This is a genomic window from Sphingomonas sp. 179-I 2A4 NHS (assembly GCF_045369135.1).
Taxonomy (GTDB): domain Bacteria; phylum Pseudomonadota; class Alphaproteobacteria; order Sphingomonadales; family Sphingomonadaceae; genus Sphingomonas.
In genome coordinates this window covers 16,258-32,214 of sequence record NZ_JBIQFL010000015.1, presented here as the reverse complement: position 1 = coordinate 32,214, position 15,957 = coordinate 16,258, and the positions used below count along the sequence as shown (strand labels likewise).

General features: G+C 64.2%; 15 protein-coding genes. 13 read left to right on the top strand and 2 right to left on the bottom strand.

Translation table 11 applies throughout. The features are described 5' to 3' along the window. Positions 1-288 precede the first annotated feature (288 nt). Genes ACH0CP_RS17100 through ACH0CP_RS17085 form a run of 4 tightly spaced genes read left to right on the top strand, consistent with a single transcriptional unit; the run spans position 289 to position 4,909 of the window. Positions 289-1,425 (top strand): HlyD family secretion protein, encoded by a 1,137-nt coding sequence (locus ACH0CP_RS17100; protein WP_046408749.1) that lies wholly within the window; start codon positions 289-291, stop codon positions 1,423-1,425. After that, positions 1,425-2,951 carry a DHA2 family efflux MFS transporter permease subunit gene (locus ACH0CP_RS17095; RefSeq protein ID WP_046408750.1) on the top strand — a complete coding sequence of 509 codons (1,527 nt, stop codon included), beginning with the start codon at positions 1,425-1,427 and terminating at the stop codon, positions 2,949-2,951. Before ACH0CP_RS17100 ends, ACH0CP_RS17095 begins: the two co-directional genes overlap by 1 nt. Further along, entirely contained in the window at positions 2,951-4,378 is a 1,428-nt protein-coding gene (locus tag ACH0CP_RS17090; RefSeq protein ID WP_406889256.1) for an efflux transporter outer membrane subunit, read from the top strand. Before ACH0CP_RS17095 ends, ACH0CP_RS17090 begins: the two co-directional genes overlap by 1 nt. Before the next feature lie 36 nt (positions 4,379-4,414). After that, a complete protein-coding gene (locus ACH0CP_RS17085) occupies positions 4,415-4,909 on the top strand; it encodes a MarR family transcriptional regulator (protein WP_046408752.1) in 495 nt (164 codons plus the stop codon). Positions 4,910-4,975: 66 nt separating this feature from the next. Here ACH0CP_RS17085 and ACH0CP_RS17080 read toward each other — a convergent pair whose 3' ends face one another. Next, complete coding sequence (locus ACH0CP_RS17080) at positions 4,976-5,545, bottom strand: DUF4142 domain-containing protein (protein WP_046408753.1); 570 nt, start codon at positions 5,543-5,545, stop codon at positions 4,976-4,978. A 226-nt stretch (positions 5,546-5,771) separates the two neighbouring features. Between ACH0CP_RS17080 and ACH0CP_RS17075 the strand changes: the two genes are divergently transcribed. Beyond that, positions 5,772-7,262, top strand: coding sequence for a DUF4403 family protein (locus ACH0CP_RS17075; protein WP_052742496.1), 1,491 nt, complete (start codon positions 5,772-5,774; stop codon positions 7,260-7,262). A 111-nt stretch (positions 7,263-7,373) separates the two neighbouring features. Here ACH0CP_RS17075 and ACH0CP_RS17070 read toward each other — a convergent pair whose 3' ends face one another. Continuing rightward, a complete protein-coding gene (locus ACH0CP_RS17070) occupies positions 7,374-8,030 on the bottom strand; it encodes a recombinase family protein (RefSeq protein ID WP_046408804.1) in 657 nt (218 codons plus the stop codon). Between the two features lie 233 nt (positions 8,031-8,263). Here ACH0CP_RS17070 and ACH0CP_RS17065 point away from each other — a divergent pair, with 233 nt between their 5' ends. The 8 genes from ACH0CP_RS17065 (at position 8,264) to ACH0CP_RS17030 (ending at position 15,798) form a co-directional block, all read left to right on the top strand. Further along, on the top strand, positions 8,264-8,512 hold the full coding sequence (locus ACH0CP_RS17065; protein ID WP_085811332.1) for an AbrB/MazE/SpoVT family DNA-binding domain-containing protein: 249 nt from the start codon (positions 8,264-8,266) through the stop codon (positions 8,510-8,512). Next, positions 8,505-8,903, top strand: a complete 399-nt coding sequence (locus tag ACH0CP_RS17060; RefSeq protein ID WP_144037345.1) for a type II toxin-antitoxin system VapC family toxin — start codon at positions 8,505-8,507, stop codon at positions 8,901-8,903. Before ACH0CP_RS17065 ends, ACH0CP_RS17060 begins: the two co-directional genes overlap by 8 nt. Before the next feature lie 229 nt (positions 8,904-9,132). Further along, entirely contained in the window at positions 9,133-9,915 is a 783-nt protein-coding gene (locus tag ACH0CP_RS17055; protein WP_085811331.1) for a DUF5131 family protein, read from the top strand. Continuing rightward, positions 9,912-11,189 carry a three-Cys-motif partner protein TcmP gene (locus ACH0CP_RS17050; RefSeq protein ID WP_406889260.1) on the top strand — a complete coding sequence of 426 codons (1,278 nt, stop codon included), beginning with the start codon at positions 9,912-9,914 and terminating at the stop codon, positions 11,187-11,189. Before ACH0CP_RS17055 ends, ACH0CP_RS17050 begins: the two co-directional genes overlap by 4 nt. 141 nt (positions 11,190-11,330) lie before the next feature. Next, positions 11,331-12,389, top strand: a complete 1,059-nt coding sequence (locus ACH0CP_RS17045) for a site-specific integrase (RefSeq protein ID WP_406889262.1) — start codon at positions 11,331-11,333, stop codon at positions 12,387-12,389. 151 nt (positions 12,390-12,540) lie between these two features. After that, positions 12,541-13,938 carry a hypothetical protein gene (locus ACH0CP_RS17040; protein WP_406889264.1) on the top strand — a complete coding sequence of 466 codons (1,398 nt, stop codon included), beginning with the start codon at positions 12,541-12,543 and terminating at the stop codon, positions 13,936-13,938. Positions 13,939-14,002: 64 nt separating this feature from the next. Beyond that, entirely contained in the window at positions 14,003-14,824 is an 822-nt protein-coding gene (locus ACH0CP_RS17035; RefSeq protein ID WP_406889265.1) for a hypothetical protein, read from the top strand. Then, positions 14,821-15,798 (top strand): hypothetical protein, encoded by a 978-nt coding sequence (locus tag ACH0CP_RS17030; protein WP_406889266.1) that lies wholly within the window; start codon positions 14,821-14,823, stop codon positions 15,796-15,798. Before ACH0CP_RS17035 ends, ACH0CP_RS17030 begins: the two co-directional genes overlap by 4 nt. Positions 15,799-15,957 lie beyond the last annotated feature (159 nt).

Genomic DNA, 15,957 nt, shown 5'->3' with positions numbered 1-15,957 from the left:
GCACATACCGACCGTCACATCTTGGGTGGCGGCGAGACACAATTCGAACGTGGTTTGGCCAGCGTCGGATTAGCTTCCCGACGCGACTCATTCGGGCGTCATATGTGCGACGCCCGGAATGTCTGTAGCGTTACTCTCGAGCTCCGACTATGCTACGGTTCGGTTTACATTTGACGGGACGGCAGGGTGGCTGACGATCGGGCTGAGAACCACGAAAACAAAGTGAGACATGACGACCCGGACGCGAATTTTCACCCAGAATCCAGGTCGGAGGACGGTTCCGAGGAGATGAATGGCGAAAAGAAGCCGTCGCTTCTCGAGCGCTACCCCATCATTCGCTACGTCCTCATCGCCGCGCTTGTCGCCGGCATCATCGCGGCTATCGTTTGGTACATGAATTACCGCGCGAGCGGCCAGTTCCTGCAGTCGACCAACAACGCCTATGTGCGCGCGGACTTCGTGACCGTCTCGCCGAAGGTGGGCGGCTATGTCGAGCGTGTTCTCGTCGCCGACAACCAGCCTGTCCGTCGCGGTCAGCTGCTCGCCGTGCTCGATCCTCGCGACTACCGCGCCAATGTCGAAGAGGCGCAAGCCCAGATCGCCGCAGCCGGCGCCAACATCACCACTGCGCGCCGGACACTTGATGAGCAACAGGCCACGGTCGCCCAGGCGGCCGCCCAGGTCGCGAGCGCCGAGGCTGCCGCCGCAGCGGCAGAGAACGAGGTAAGACGCTACGAACCGCTCACCCGGACAGGGGCGGAATCGCGTGAGCGGCTGGCAAGCCTGGTGCTTCAGCGTGACCGGGCTGCCGCGGAGCTGCGCGCGCAGCGAGCGGCCTACCTCGCCGCCCGTCGCAGTGTTGCAACCCAAGCGGCTCGCATCGGTCAGGCGGAGGCGCAGCGTGGCACCGCGCAGGCGCAGCTTGCGCGCGCCTCGACGGACCTCGGGGCCGTCGAGATCCGCAGCAGCATCGACGGCGTTGTCGCCGACAAGGCCGTCCGGGCTGGGCAATATGTCCAGCCGGCGACCCGGCTGATGTCGGTGGTGCCAGTCGATCAACTCTACATCGAGGCGAACTTCAAGGAAACTCAGGTCGCGCTGATGCGCGTCGGGCAGCCCGTGACCATCAAGGTGGATGCACTGGACGGTGCCGAACTGCGAGGCCGGGTCGCCAGTTTTTCTCCGGGGACGGGCGCGCAGTTTTCACTCATCCCGCCCGAGAACGCGACCGGGAACTTCACCAAGATTGTCCAGCGCGTGCCCGTGCGGATCAGCATCGAGGCGGGTCCGGAGGCGCGGCGGGTGCTGCGTCCCGGACTGTCGGTGGAGGTGACGGTCGACACGATCGGCGCCAAGGGAAGCCGGGAACGAATCAAGCAGGAAACCGAGCGGCTGAAGCGCGGCGAGACGCAGGGCGCGCGCTGATGGCGGCGGAACGCGCCGGCCTGCGCGACTGGCTTGCCGTCGCTGCAGGCACGATCGGGTCGTTCATGGCGCTTCTCGACATCTCGATCGTCAATGCGGCCCTGCCCACAATCCAGGGCGAAATCGGCGCGAGCGGCACCGAGGGCACCTGGGTCGCGACCTCCTATCTCGTGGCGGAGATCGTCATGATCCCGCTAAGCCCCTTCCTGGTGCGCCTGTTCGGTCTGCGCAACTTCCTGCTGGGCGCGGCGATCAGCTTCACCGGCTTTTCCGTCGTGTGCGGCATCTCGACGACGCTGCCGATGATGATCGCTGGCCGTGTGGGCCAGGGCTTTACCGGTGGTGCGCTGATTCCGACTGCCATGACCATCATCGCGACGCGGCTGCCCCCGTCACAGCAGCCGATCGGCACCGCCGCGTTCGGCGGCACCGCGATCCTCGGCCCGGTGCTCGGGCCGATCATCGGTGGTTGGCTCACCGACAATTACAGCTGGCATTATGCCTTCTTCCTCAACGTGCCGGTCTGTGCCGGGCTCGTCCTGCTCCTGCTGTTCGGGCTCAAGCACGAGAAGCTGCGGCTCGACCAGCTGCGCCATGCCGACTGGTTCGGGATCGCGGGGCTCGCGATCGGCTTGGGAGCGCTCACCGTCATGCTGGAGGAGGGACAGCGCGAGATGTGGTTCGAGTCCGCGATGATCGTGAAGCTCGCGATCGCAACGGTGTTCGGCTTTGCGCTCATCACGATCGGACAGGTCCGCTCCGCGCATCCGGTTCTCAAGCTGTCGCTGATCTTCAGCCGGTCGTTCGGCAGCGTCTTCGTCCTCAGCCTTGTCATCGGCGTCGTGCTCTACGGCGTGACCTTCCTGATCCCGCAATTCCTCTCGTCGATGGCGGATTACAGCGCCCTGCAATCGGGCAAGGTGGTCTTCGTCTCCGGCATCCCTGCCCTGATGCTGATGCCGTTCCTGCCGCTCGCGTTCAAATATCTCGATGTCCGGCTGGCTGTCTTCGTCGGGATGACGCTGATCGGCGTCAGTTGCGCCATGGATTGGCACCTCACCGCACAATCGGCGGGGGGCGATCTGAGGGATTCCCAGCTCGTCCGCGGCTTCGGGCAGATCTTCGCCATGATGTTCCTTAACCAGGCCGCGATCAGCGCCGTGGCGCCCGAGGATGCCGGCGACGCGTCCGCGCTGTTCAACGCGGGACGGAACCTTGGCGGATCGATCGGCCTCGCCCTGATGGCGACCCTCCAGGACCGGCAGACTTTCCTGCATTTCAATCGGCTAGGGGAGACGGTGTCGGCCAACGCGGCGACCACGCAGGAGTGGTTCGCGAAGGCCATGTCCATGCCGTCCGGCGAAGCGGGCGCCTATAGGCAGCTTGCCGGGCAGCTCCTCGAGCAAGCTACCGTCATGGCCTATAACGATCTGTTTTTCGCGCTCGGCGTCGCGATTGCGATCACTACCCCGCTGGCGCTGTTCCTCCGCCCGATCTCCTCCGACACGCAGATGGCGATGCACTGATGAAGCGACTTAGCTGGGCCATTCTGCCCGCCCTCCTGACCGGCTGCGTCGTCGGATCCAATTATGGAGGCCCGCCGGGCGTCGCGAGCGGCGAGCGTCCCGGAACGACATTTCGCCGCGCAGATCAGGTAGTCACGTCACCGCAAGCCCCTGTTGCGCGCTGGTGGGAAGGCATGGGCGATCTGCAGCTCACGACGCTGATCAACCGCGCGCTTGCCTCAAATCCCGACGTGGCGATCGCGGAGGCGCGCATCCGCAAGGCGCGCGCCAGCTTGCGCGAACAGCGCGCGAACCAGCTGCCCACCGTCTCGGCGTCGGGCACTGCGATCGTCGCCGATCTTCCCGCAGGCTCGCTCGCGCTGCCGACGCAGGGCGAGCAATCCGATCGTATCAGGGCCGAATTCTACAATGCCGGCCTTGATGCGTCGTGGGAGATCGATCTCTTCGGCGGACGGCGCCGCGCGGCCGAAGGTGCCGAGGCCCAGGCTCAGGCGGCCGAAGCCAATAGAGCTGATGCGCAAGTTCGTCTCTCGGCGGAGGTGGCCCAGAACTATGTGACCTTGCGCGAACTCCAGCAGCGCCTGATCCTGGCGCGCCGCTCCGCGCAGCTTCAGCAGCGATCACTCGCCCTGCTGCAACAGCGCGAGCAGCGCGGCGCCTCATCGCGCGACGAGGTGGTGCGTCTGAAGACCGAGCTGACTCGCACGGAGGCGGGACTGTTGCCGCTTGAGGGACAGATCGCGACCACGCTGGACCAGCTTGCCCTGCTCACCGGCGACGAGCCCGGTGCGCACGACGCGGCGCTCTCCGCGCCCGCTCCGATTCCGATGATCCCCGGGACTGTCGCGATCGGCGATCCCGCCGCCATGCTTCGGCGCCGCCCAGACATTCGCGCGGCCGAGCGGCAGCTGGCGGCATCGAACGCAAAGATTGGCGTCAACATTGCCCGGCAGTTCCCTTCGGTCAGTATCATGGGCATCATCGGCCTGGGTGGTCCCAATATTGCCGATGCGGTCGATCCTGACAGCGTAGCGGGTCTGCTGCTGCCGCGGATCAGCTGGAGCTTCCTTGACTTCGGCCGCAATCGTGCCCGGGTCGAACAGGCGCGGGCCGACCGTGACGAGGCTGAAGCACAATATCGGAAGGCTGTTCTCGGCGCGCTGTCCGATGCGGAAACCAGCCTGACCCGCTTCGGCAATCAGCGACGTAACCTGTTTTCGAGCATCGCGAGCCGGGATGGTTCCAGGCAGTCGGCGACCTACGCCAAGCAGCGATACGAGCAGGGGGCGATCCCGCTGACCACATCCATCGAGGCCGAACGCGCGGCGCTGGCTGCTGATCAGTCGGTCCTGGAAGCGACGGGTGAACTTGATCGTGCATTCATCGCCTTGCAGAAGGCGATAGGACTGGGATGGAGCCAGCAGTGACGGTCTTGCAGCCATGCCAGGGAGGGGCCTGACCGCGTGACGGCGCCGCTTCTGCCGCCACCTGCCCAGTATCTGCGTGATGACGCGATCAGGGGAGGGATGGACCTGATGTTCTTTGCTCACCGATCCCATCTGGCTCATGTCGATACCGAGCTGGCTAAGCAGAACCTCGGGCGGGCACACCACCGCGTTCTTTATTTCTTGGGGAGGCATCCCGAAATTTCCGTCAGCGAACTCCTGGACGTTCTAAGCGTCACCAAGCAATCGCTTGGCAGGGTCATGAGGGACCTCATGGATCGCGGGCTCGTCTCCGGACGGGTCGGGGAGCGCGATCGTCGTCAGAAGCTGCTTTCTTTGACCGATAAGGGACGAGCGCTAGAAAACGCGCTTTTCGAGCATCTCAGGAGCAACATGGCGAACGCTTACCAAGCGGCAGGAGAAACAGCCGTCACGGGCTACTGGATTGTTATGCAGCAGCTCATGCGCGCCGAAGCACGGGAGCAATTCCGCCGGCTGCACTCCAGACAGTGATCGCCGCAAACAGATGCCGGACCAGGTCGAAGGGGGGCTTCATCGACCTGGCCCGGCCGGTTTCACCTATCCTGCAAGCCCGGAGGGGGTAAGGGACTTGCCAGTGGTGAGCTCGTTCTCCAGCACCGGGACCGCAGTGCCGGCGACCTGCTGCAGCGCCGGATCGGTTCCATCCTGCGCGTAACCCTTGTGCACGGCCCATGCGGCCTGCTGGACCTGCGCGGACTGGGTCAGATACAGATTGTCGAACGCGCTTTTGGGCGCCTTCTGGAGCAGCTTGAGCAGGGCGGCTCGGTCGGCGGACAGGCTCGAGGGCGGCGCCTTTATCGTGCGCTGATCGTTCTTCAGCGCCGCAAGTAGCGCCTGGTGGCTGCTCTGCGTTTCCGCCAGCACGCGCTTGGCATAGGCCTTGACGTCATCCCGCTGCGCGCGTGTCGCGGCGAGCTGCGCGGCCTTGATCTGGTAAAGGTTGGCGTCGGCCGCCGCGAGCACGTAATTGGGTCCGCTCTGGCTCGCGATCGGCGAAACGCCGACGTCGGCGCTGGTCATCGTTCCCGAAGTGGCGGGCGAAACGGCCTGCGCCAACACTGGTATCGGCGCCAGGGTGAGCAACGCAGCCACTATCGCAGTCTTCATTGAGATCCTCCATTGGTGTTGTGAGGCGTTGACCGAAATCAACGAGCTGAACGATAAGGAAACGGAACGGTTCCCTTTCTCTAAACTCGTTTGGTGAACCCACTGGATGGATGGCCGCTCGGACGGCTGGAGGTGCGCGGCGATGAAGAACACGACGGCCAGGGGGACCGTTCCCGCGCCGGCAGCGTCAAAAGCTGAAGCGCCAGGCCGGACTGCCGGGTCCTTCTTGCGCAGGAGCGAAGTCTCGAGTGCCTCGATCGCATCCGTCCTGCTCTGCGTCGCCTGCCTCGCTGGCTGCGACCGAACGCCTCGCCAGGCGCCGCCGCGAGCGACGGACACGATCAACGTGCCACCGCAGACGTCCACCGTCGATGTGCCGATCGTCGCGGACCTGGACAAGCTGGCCCGAAGCCTCGAACAGGCGATTCCACGTCGCCTCTGGTCGATCGACAAGCCGGGGCAGACCTGCCTTCCGCCGAAGAAGGTCAAGATCCTCTTCGCGAAGATAAAGACGCCCGCCATCCAGTGCCGCATCACCGGCACCGTCGTCCGAGGGCCGCTGGTGCTGGAGGGCTCGGGAAAAACGATCATTGTCACCATGCCGCTTCACGCCGCGATCAGCGCGCGCGACGTGGGAGGCGTACTCAGCCGGGAAACGGCCGAGGCGGACGCCCGCGTCCGGGCTGTGATCAGGCTCGACATCGCCCGCGACTGGTCGCCGCGCGGCACGGTGTCGATCGCCTACGACTGGACCGACGAGCCCCACGTCGACTTCCTTGGCCAGCGCATCGAGTTCACCAGCAAGGCTGACGCCAAGCTCGCCGGCGTCGTCGCGCGCCTGGAGCGTTCGCTGCCGCAGGAACTCGGCAGATTGCAGCTGCGCGAGCAGGTCGCGCAGGTCTGGGGGTCGGCGTTCACCTCCGTCCAACTGAACCGGGCGAACCCGCCGGTGTGGATGCGGATCACGCCCCGGCAGTTGAGCTACGGAGGCTACACCATCTCGCGCAACCGGGTGAACCTGGCTCTAGGGCTGACGGCAGTTACGGAGACGTTCGTCGGCGACCGGCCACCTGATCCGCAGCGCCGGCCGCTCCCCGACATGACGCGCACGCAGCCCGGACCCGGCCGCATCCTGTTCGCCATACCCGTCATCGCCGACTATCGTCAGCTGGAGCCGGTCCTCGCCAAGGCATTGGTGAAGCGGTCGCGCCGCCCCTTCGAAGTGCCCGGTGTCGGGGCCGTGCGCGCGCAGTTCCACCAAGTGACCATCTACGGCACGACGGGCGGCAAGATCGCAGTCGGGCTTCGCTTCAGCGCGGCAGCCGAAGGCGGGGAGCCTTCGCGGGGCACGATCTGGCTTACCGCCACGCCGCGCAACGCCGTCAACGATCGCCGTGTCGCGTTCGACGATCTCACCGTCGCCAGTGTGACCGACTCGGTCCGGACAAGCCTGCTGCTGAAGCTTGCCAACACTCCCGGCATATCTGGCACTGTGTCAGCCGCGCTGACCCAGAATTTCGAAAAGGATTTCGACAAGCTGTTCGGCAAGATCACCCGTGCGATCGACGAGAAGCGTATCGGCGACCTGATCGTGCGCGCCCGCATCACGGACGTGCGGACGGGCCAGCTGAAGGCGGCGGGGCAAGGCGTCTACCTGCCGGTATGGGGGCGCGGCACGGCCACGATCGGCCTTGCGCCACGGCGGGCCGGAAATTGAGATCTCTGCTGCAGCCTTGACGCCTGCTTGATCGTCCCAGCGGCAACGCTGCAGCCTCTTTCGATCTTGGCAGAACTATTCAAAGGTCAAATCAAATCATCCGGCTCTGTCTCACGGTATCGTCGGACGCGCATCGCTCTGCTTGGTCGCCCGGTGGAGGGCTGTGACGCGCTTGACTTGTGCGATGCTGCAACCCGCCAGCGCCGCCGTTTTCGCTATGCTCATCCCAGCCTCACGAAGTGAGACGATGCGGCGATGATGGGCCAAGTCTGGTTTTCGACCGGTGTAGCGTCCCTCCCGCTTGGCGATCGCTATGCCTTCCCGCTGCCGCTCGCGGCGCAGTTCGTAATCATCGCGAGCGGTCTGAAGCGCAACCCTCAGTAACATGTCTTGAATTGCCTCTAGGACGATGCGCGTCACCCCGCCATTGTCCTCGGCAAGATCGGTAAGATCCACGATTCCTGGTACGGCTAGCCTCGCTCCCTTGTCGCGGATAGCGGTGACGAGCCTCTCCGCCTCAGCCAGCGGCAGGCGACTGATCCGATCGATCTTTTCGGCGATAACCACTTCGCCCATTTGCAGGTCGGCTATCATGCGAAGCAACTCGGGCCTGTCAGGACGCGCGCCGGAAGCCTTCTCGCGATAAACAGCTGCGACATAATACCCCGCGGCACGCGAGGACACGACCATCGCCTCTTGTCGTTCAAGATCCTGCTCGTCGGTGCTGACGCGCAGGTACACGCGAGCAGCGCGGACTGTCGTACTCATGTTGGCTCCGTTGGGTACACCCATGTGAGCCAGTGCTGCGGCAACCGGCTCGGAATAGCAAGCGCCGATCCTGTCGAGCCTAGCTCAACAAACCAGGCCTAAGTAGCTACTGGGCACGGACATGAACGAGCACTGATCACCAAGAGCGTAGGAGTGCCCTCCTTCGTGCTATGCATCAGCGACGTCATGCGGTACATTTTGGTGATCGGGTCAGCCAAGCGAGTTCAGTGCAGATGGAAGCACAGAGGGTCAAGATCGTGGATGGTGGTAAGCTCGTTATCCCGGCGGCTATGCGCCGGGAGCTCGGGATCGCCACGGGTGACACCGTTCTCGTCGATGTGGACGATGGCGAGTTGCGGGTACGATCAGTACCTAGAGCGCTTGAACGTGCTCGCGCGATCCTGCGCAGGTATGTGCCCGAAGGCGTCGGCTTGGCTGACGAGCTGATTGCGGAGCGCCGGCGCGAGGCGGAGCGTGAGTAGCAAGGTCGTCCTCGACGCCCCCGCCCTGCTCTGCCTGCTGAATGACGAGCCCGGGGCGGATCGGGTAGCGGACGTCCTGACCCGTAGCATCATCGGAACGACCAACCTCGCCGAGGTCGTCTCCAAGCTTCGAGACCGAGGATTGCCGCTCGACGAGGTGCGTGAGGCGCTTGGCGGGCTTCACCTCGACGTCCGGCCGCTCTCTCCTGCCCAGGCACTGATAGTAGGCGACCTCCGGCCGTCGACGAAGGCGCTTGGCCTCTCGCTTGGTGACCGAGCGTGCCTTGCCTTGGCGATCGACCTGCAGGCGGAGATGTTCACGACCGATGGCCCGCTGGCGAGCGCGGACGTTGGCATCACCATCACCAATGTGCGGCCGCTTGCGGAGTAGTTGCACATTCGTGCTTCTGGGTACGGTCCGGTCGATGGCGATGCAGAAGGGGCGTATGTGATCGAACAGCACGCGCTAATGCGCCTCAACCGACACGAAGTTGGTGTGGTTCACGATTCAGATGAGATAGCACGGTTGCCAAGGCTGCATCGGCTCCGCCCATCCTTCCTGTTCTCTGTCCGTTCTCGATATAGTACACCAGCTGCGACGCGCGTAGGACCGGTGGAGCATGGCTGAAACCGAGATTGAATGGACTGACGCGACTTGGAACCCGGTCGCCGGCTGCTCGATCGTGAGCGCCGGCTGCAGTCATTGCTATGCGATGGACATGGCACGGCGTCTTGAAGCGATGGGCGTCGGTAAATACGCCGGACTCACACGGCGCAGCGGCCGGCGAACTATATGGCAGGGTGTCGTGCGCGAAGATCAGGCCGCCCTGGCGATCCCATACCGTTGGAGAAAACCGCGTAAGATCTTCGTCAATTCAATGAGCGACCTGTTCCATGAAGAGGTCAGCGACGCCTTTATCCAGGCGGTATGGCACGTCATGCGCGAGACGCCCCGCCATCACTATCAGATTCTCACCAAGCGCCCTGAGCGCATGGCAGCGGTGGTCAGCCGACTGATCGGTGAGGTGCTGCCCAATGTCTGGCTGGGCACCAGTATCGAGGATGCCGAGGTTGTGGAGCGCGTCGACCACCTTCGCGCGGTGCCGGCAGCCATCCGCTTCATCTCGTTCGAGCCGCTGATCGGGCCGGTCGGCGCGATCGATCTGACAGGGATCGATTGGGCGATCGTGGGCGGTGAAAGTGGCCGTTCAGCGCGACCGATCCGCGAGGCTTGGGTGGATGAGATCCATGATCAGTGCATCGCCTACGAGACAGCCTTCTTCTTCAAACAATGGGGTACTTGGGGCAAGGACAACAAGAAGCGGTCAAAGAAGGCGAACGGGCGCGAGTACCGTGGTCAGACTTGGGATGAAATGCCCAGCGGTTTCATAACCGCTTTATGATCAGCCCGAAAGCGACAGGATTGCATGGCCGAGAAACCTATAGTTGGGCGAGCGGGGCAGCGCTCGAGGAACACTCCCGACGCAAGCATAAGATCCTCCGCGAGTATTTCGCGCAGTATCTTGGCGTTCGCTGTCAGCTCCCTCAGCAGACCCAATTCCGGCTGGCGATCGTCGATGGTTTCGCGGGCGGTGGCCGGTACACCTGCGGCACGCCAGGTTCGCCGCTCATCTTCATTGAGGAGTCGCAGCGTGCAATCGACACCATCAACACGATGCGCGCGGCACAGGGCTTCGGCCTTGTGTCAATGGAGTGCTTGCTCGTGCTCAACGACCAGAGCCCGGCAGCGATCGACAGCCTGCGCGCCAACGTTGCGCCGCTTCAGGCCGAGATCGCAGACAACGTGCCCCGGCTTCATCTCCGCGTCGAATATCTGACCGAGAGCTTCGAGACGGCATACCCCACGATCAAGAAGCTGCTCGCACAGGGACGCTATCGCAACCTTATCTTCAACCTCGACCAATGCGGCCATAGCCACGTCGAGCGTACCACCCTTCTCGACATCATGCGGTCGAATCCTTCTGTCGAGATCTTCTACACGTTCGCTATCGAAGCGCTGCTCTCCTTCCTGCAGAAATCGGACCCGGTGCAGCTTGCCGCCCAACTTCGTCCGTTCGGGATCGAAGCTACCGATCTCGAGCAGCTCGAAGGGGCGATGAGCAAGAACCTGTGGCTTGGCGCCGCGGAGCGGCTTGTGTTTGAGACGTTCCGGACCTGCGCGCCGTTCGTAAGTCCATTCTCCATCAATAATCCGGGTGGATGGCGCTATTGGCTGATCCACTTCGCGAACATCTACCGCGCCCGAAAAGTATATAACAATGTGCTCCATCAGAACAGCACCACCCAAGCGCACTTCGGTCGGTCTGGGCTCAACATGCTGTCCTACGATCCGAGCCACGATGGTGGCGCGCTGTACCTCTTCGATCTCTCCGGTCGCGAAGAGGCCCGCAACCAGCTGCTCGTCGATATTCCGCGCCTGATCTCAGAGTCCGGCGATGTCATCGAAGTGGGGGATTTCTACGAGGGCATATACCACGCGACGCCAGCCCACACCGATGATGTGCATCAGGCGATAATCGAGAACCCTGATGTCCAGGTCATTACGCCTGGGGGCGGCGAGCGCCGCAGCGCGAACGCTATCGGTGTCGGAGACGTGCTGAAGCTCAAACGCCAGAAAAGCTTCTTTCCGATGTTTCTCAACGCGGGGGGAAACTAGGATCGGCCTAACCGGGAAGCTGATCGTCCACTGTTTCAGGCAAACGTCTACTGCTTTAGGGCGCGCCATGCACAGGCAGTTCCGTCCACCGTTTCAGGAAAACCTACAGTGGCAGAACGACTCCGCAGCGTGGTTGAGGGCATGGTGGCGGACGAGGAGAACGGCGAAATGAGCGATGAAGCCGGGTCGACCCCCGCGCTTCCCGCGCTCGTCGCCGCCAGCGGCATGCTCGCGGTCCTGCATGAGGACCTAGAGCGCGCGGCTGCCTATAAGAAAGCGGCGCGCGCCGCGGCGACGCACCGCGCCTATGCGTCCGACTGGAAGATCTACCAAGCATGGTGCAGCTCGCGCGGGCTCCAGCCGATGCCGGCCCACCCCGAGCAGATCGCCGCGTTCGTCGCCAACCAGGCCCATGCCGGCGCCAAGGCGAGCACCGTCGAGCGGCGGGTTGCAGCCATCGGCCACTATCACCGCGCAAGCAACTATCCGGCGCCCGGCGCGCACCCCGAAGCCGGGGGCTTGCGCGAGGCGCTCGCCGGCATTCGCAATGACAAGAAGGTCAGGAAGACCAGGAAGGACGCCGCCGACGCCTCCGCGCTGCGCAACATGCTAGCCGAGATCAAGGGCGATGGCCTGCGCGCCACCCGCGACCGCGCGCTCCTCGCGCTCGGCATGGCCGCGGCGCTGCGACGCTCCGAGCTGGTAGCGCTGACGATGGACAGCGTCGGCGTCCTCGAACGCGGCCTGGAGCTGTATCTAGGCGCGACGAAGACCGACCAGGCAGGAGAAGGCGCGACGATCGCGGTCCCGGAAGGCTCGCGGATCCGCCCGAAAGCCTTGTTGCTCGACTGGATCGCTGCGGTGCGTGCCCTTGAGGTCGACGTCCAGAGGACCCCGACTGAGGGAGCCGCCATGCCGCTGTTTCGGCGGCTGACCCGCGGCGACCAGCTCACCACGTTCCCGATGTCTGACAAGGCGGTCGCCCGGCTCGTCAAGCACTGCGCCGCCGCCGCCGGCTATGACGCAAGTAAGTTTTCGGGTCATTCACTGCGCGCGGGGTTCCTGACCGAGGCAGCCAGCCAGGGCGCGACCATCTTCAAGATGCAGGAAGTGAGCCGGCACAAGACGGTCCAGATCCTCTCCGAATATGTCCGCTCGGCCGATCGGTTTCGCGACCACGCTGGCGACCGGTTCCTCTAGGAACGGCTGAGGAAGAAGGAGCTGCTGGGCCGTGCAAGAGCGTATCACGATCGACATCCCGAACTTCGCCGCCATGGATGACGATCAGGTCGCTGGACACATCCTTACGCGTGTGGTGGACGGGCGTTGGAGCCACCTCACGCGGTCTTTGATGCAGAAGCTGCAGGCGTCAAAGCTCGATCTGAACAGCCACTGGGCGTCGACATGGCAGGGGTGGGAATGTCCGTGCTGTCAGCGTGCGAAAGCGTCTATCGCGCGGGTGACCGCCGATGGGGTCCTCCTGTGCAAGCTCGTGTGGCATCATGATCACCTCGGAGATTTCGCCAAGACGCTGCTGCGCCCGGTCAAGGAACTGGACGGCAGCGACGACGAGCGGGCTAGGCGACAGGTGGCGCATACCCTCGTCTTTCCGTTGGTCGAGCGGTTTGCGGCCACGCTGGTCTGCGAGGATTGCAACAACGCCGACGCGGACATGAAGGCGGCGCTCGCGCCGGATATCGACAGATGGTTCAGCTTCTCGCCCGACGAGATCAGCCGCTTCATCCGAGTGCGCGCCAACGAGCGGCACGAACTCGACGCCAACGCCGCAAGCAGTGCCTGGCAAGCAGCCGAACCCGTTTTTCGCGACCGGGCTTCCTTCGCGCGGATGTTCGCCGAGCGCGTGAACGCCGGTCGGCACGATCGTGAGGCCCACGGCACCGGTCAGGTGGATTCCTCCACAAATGCCACCATGCTATATCGCATGGCCTCGGAAAGGAGCAGTCCCCGCTCCGGGCTCTCCGAGATGGAGGAAGCGCTCTGGGCCCGATCGCGCGCCAGTGACGGGCATTCCGTGGCCAAGAGCAAGGGGCAGAACCGGCGGGTGGTGGCGCCGAGTGCCGCCGACTTCGCCGCCGTTTGCGCCGCCAATGCGACCTCTCGCCCGTGGCTGGGCGCCGGGGAGGATTGGATCTGTGGCATCTGCGAGCGGAGCAAGTTCGAGGTCACCAGGCGGGGCAACACCGGCAAGTTCGGTGCCCGGATCCAGCAGCTGCGGGACTTCTGCGTCGAGGCGAACCCCGATAACCTGGCGTGGCGCCGGCGAGCCCATGACATACCCCTGATCTTCGACGCACATCGGTCCTATTCAGTGTGCCAGGACTGCCGATCGGTCGTCGTGGAAGCGGGCAAGGTCGTGCCGGGGATTGGCGAAGACGCGTTGCGCCCCGCCGACTTGCGAGCCCTGATCGGCGAACCCACGCCCCACGCCCGCCACCAGGTCGACCGTGCGGCGCTCGCTGAAGCAGTGGCGGCGAGCGCTACGTGGCGGAGTGCGGCCAAAGATTATTGGGCGCACTTCAACGAGGCCTCGGACGCGCAGGCTTCGGTGACGATCTTCGCCCGCCAATTTCCTATGCCAAGGGCCAAAGAGCTCGCTCTTGCCCGGCACGAGGAGCGTTTCGATCTCGCTCCGGGCACTGCGCGCGAGCGGTTCGAGTGGCTCGTCTCGGAAGGGATCCGCTTGATCGCCATCGCCAAGCAGGACCGCCAGCAAATGGGTGATGCGTAGCGCCGTCCCGACGCGAGAGCTTAGAAGCTTGGACGGACGCAGGCGGGCCCGCTATCCATTTGCCATGGCTCGCGAGTGGACAGACGAGGAGCGGCGACGCGCTGACGAGGAGGAGGAGGCTCATTATTGGGCCACCGTCGAGGAGAAACGCCGCGAGGAAGAGGAGCGAAAGGCGGCCCGGGAAGCAGCCGTCGAAACGATGGTCGCCTGGTTCCACGAGCAGTTCGAAGACCCGCAGGTGCAAACCCCGCGCGACAACGAGACCGACAGCTACATCTATCCGTGGGGCGGACCGTTCGAGGCAAGTGACGTGCTGTACGGCGCCTTCCAAGAGGAGCACGATGAGGAGCTGATCCTGTCCGCCGTCAAGGCGATCGAAAGCGATGGCACCACGGAGTGGGCCCCCTCCTCCTCGGGCGACTATTACGAGCATCCCGAGGATGAGGATGGCGGGCTTAGCGACGCCAACGCGGCGCAGCTCACGGCGTCCGCGCTCGAACGGCTGGACGCACTGGAAGCCATCATCGCCGAACTTCCCAGGGTTCCAGCACAGCTCGGGCACAATGCTCCCCCCGACGAGGTGGGCATTCCACCCTACTCCGATGAGGATCGGGAGACCGTCAGGGCGACGATCGTCGAGGCACGGGCGGCGCTTGCTGATCCTGCGCCCGATGCACTCGAGCTTGCGACGCTCGGCCGCCGCTTCGAGCGATGGGGAGCCAAGATCATGGTGTGGCTCGGCAAGAAGGCGGACCTCGCCGTCGACGAGGTCATCAAGAATTCCATTCGCGCCGTGACCTGGGCTCAGGCGGCAGGAGCCGCCGCGGCCACCGCCGACATCTTGCTGCACCTGGCGAAGCATCTACTTGCCGGCGGCCGACCATGAGCGAGCGCTTCGAACAGGTTGAACTGCAACCATTCCGCGTGCTCGGCGACCGCCGCACACCGAAGCGCTGCTACGTCTATGCGCATCTCGGGCCCGACCGGATCCCCTTCTATATCGGCAAGGGATCAGGCTCTCGGGCCTGGTCGACGGACCGCGATGCGCAATGGCACCACTTCGTCCGGAGCCGGTGTGGCTGTGCGTACGAAGTCGTGATCGTCGCCGAGGATATGGACGAGGGGTACGCCCTCGAACTCGAAGGCGAACTGATCGTACGCCACGGCAAGACCCTTATCAATTGGGTCAACCCGGGACGTCAATTCGACTATGCGGCGCTCGACCGCTTTCACAAGCTGCGGGATGCGACAACCAGCTTCATCTCGGCAACGCGGCCGCTGGAGATCAGCGATCCGGAACGGGCGGTCGCGCGGTATCGCGAGGCAATCGCGCAGATGCACGAATACAGCGCGATCACCTACGAGACAGGCCTTGTCGCTGACTTGAGACGTGAGATTGGTGTCTCTGCTCAAGGTGACATCGCAGCTCTGGATCGTTTGACGCTGGTCCTGCGCAAGCTTGGCCGCTTCGGAGAGATCGTAGAGAGTGTCGACGAGTATTTCGGCCGCTACCCCGATAGCGTAACGCCGAACCATCCCGTGCTCAGGCGGCGCGCGGAGGCTGGCGCTATCCTGGCAGGCGAACGGAAGGCGCCGAAGATCCCGGTCGGCAAACCTCGCGCCCAAAAGACCGGCACCGTTCCGGAGGACGAACTGGCGCCGCTACTGGCGAAAGCGCGGCGCGACCGCGCGCCCTGGGACTGGCTGGTGGCCGCACGGCTTTGTCGCACGCATCATGATCGTGACCGCGAGATCGCGCTGCTGGAGGAGTTCCTGAGCGGAGCGCGTGTCCCGGGGCGATCGTGGCTCGAGCTGGAGGAGCGCCTGTTCAAACTGCGGGCGATGCTCGCCTCGGGATAACTCGGCCCACGCCTGCGGCCGCGCAAGCACCGCCTCGCTGCCGATCAAGCGTGTCCAGCAGCGTAAATAAGGTTGGGTGCGATCGACCAACCCACCTTGCAAGCTCTGCTCAGATGAGCCATATAACTGCTCAAAGGAGCATTTCCGTGGCCCACGCAT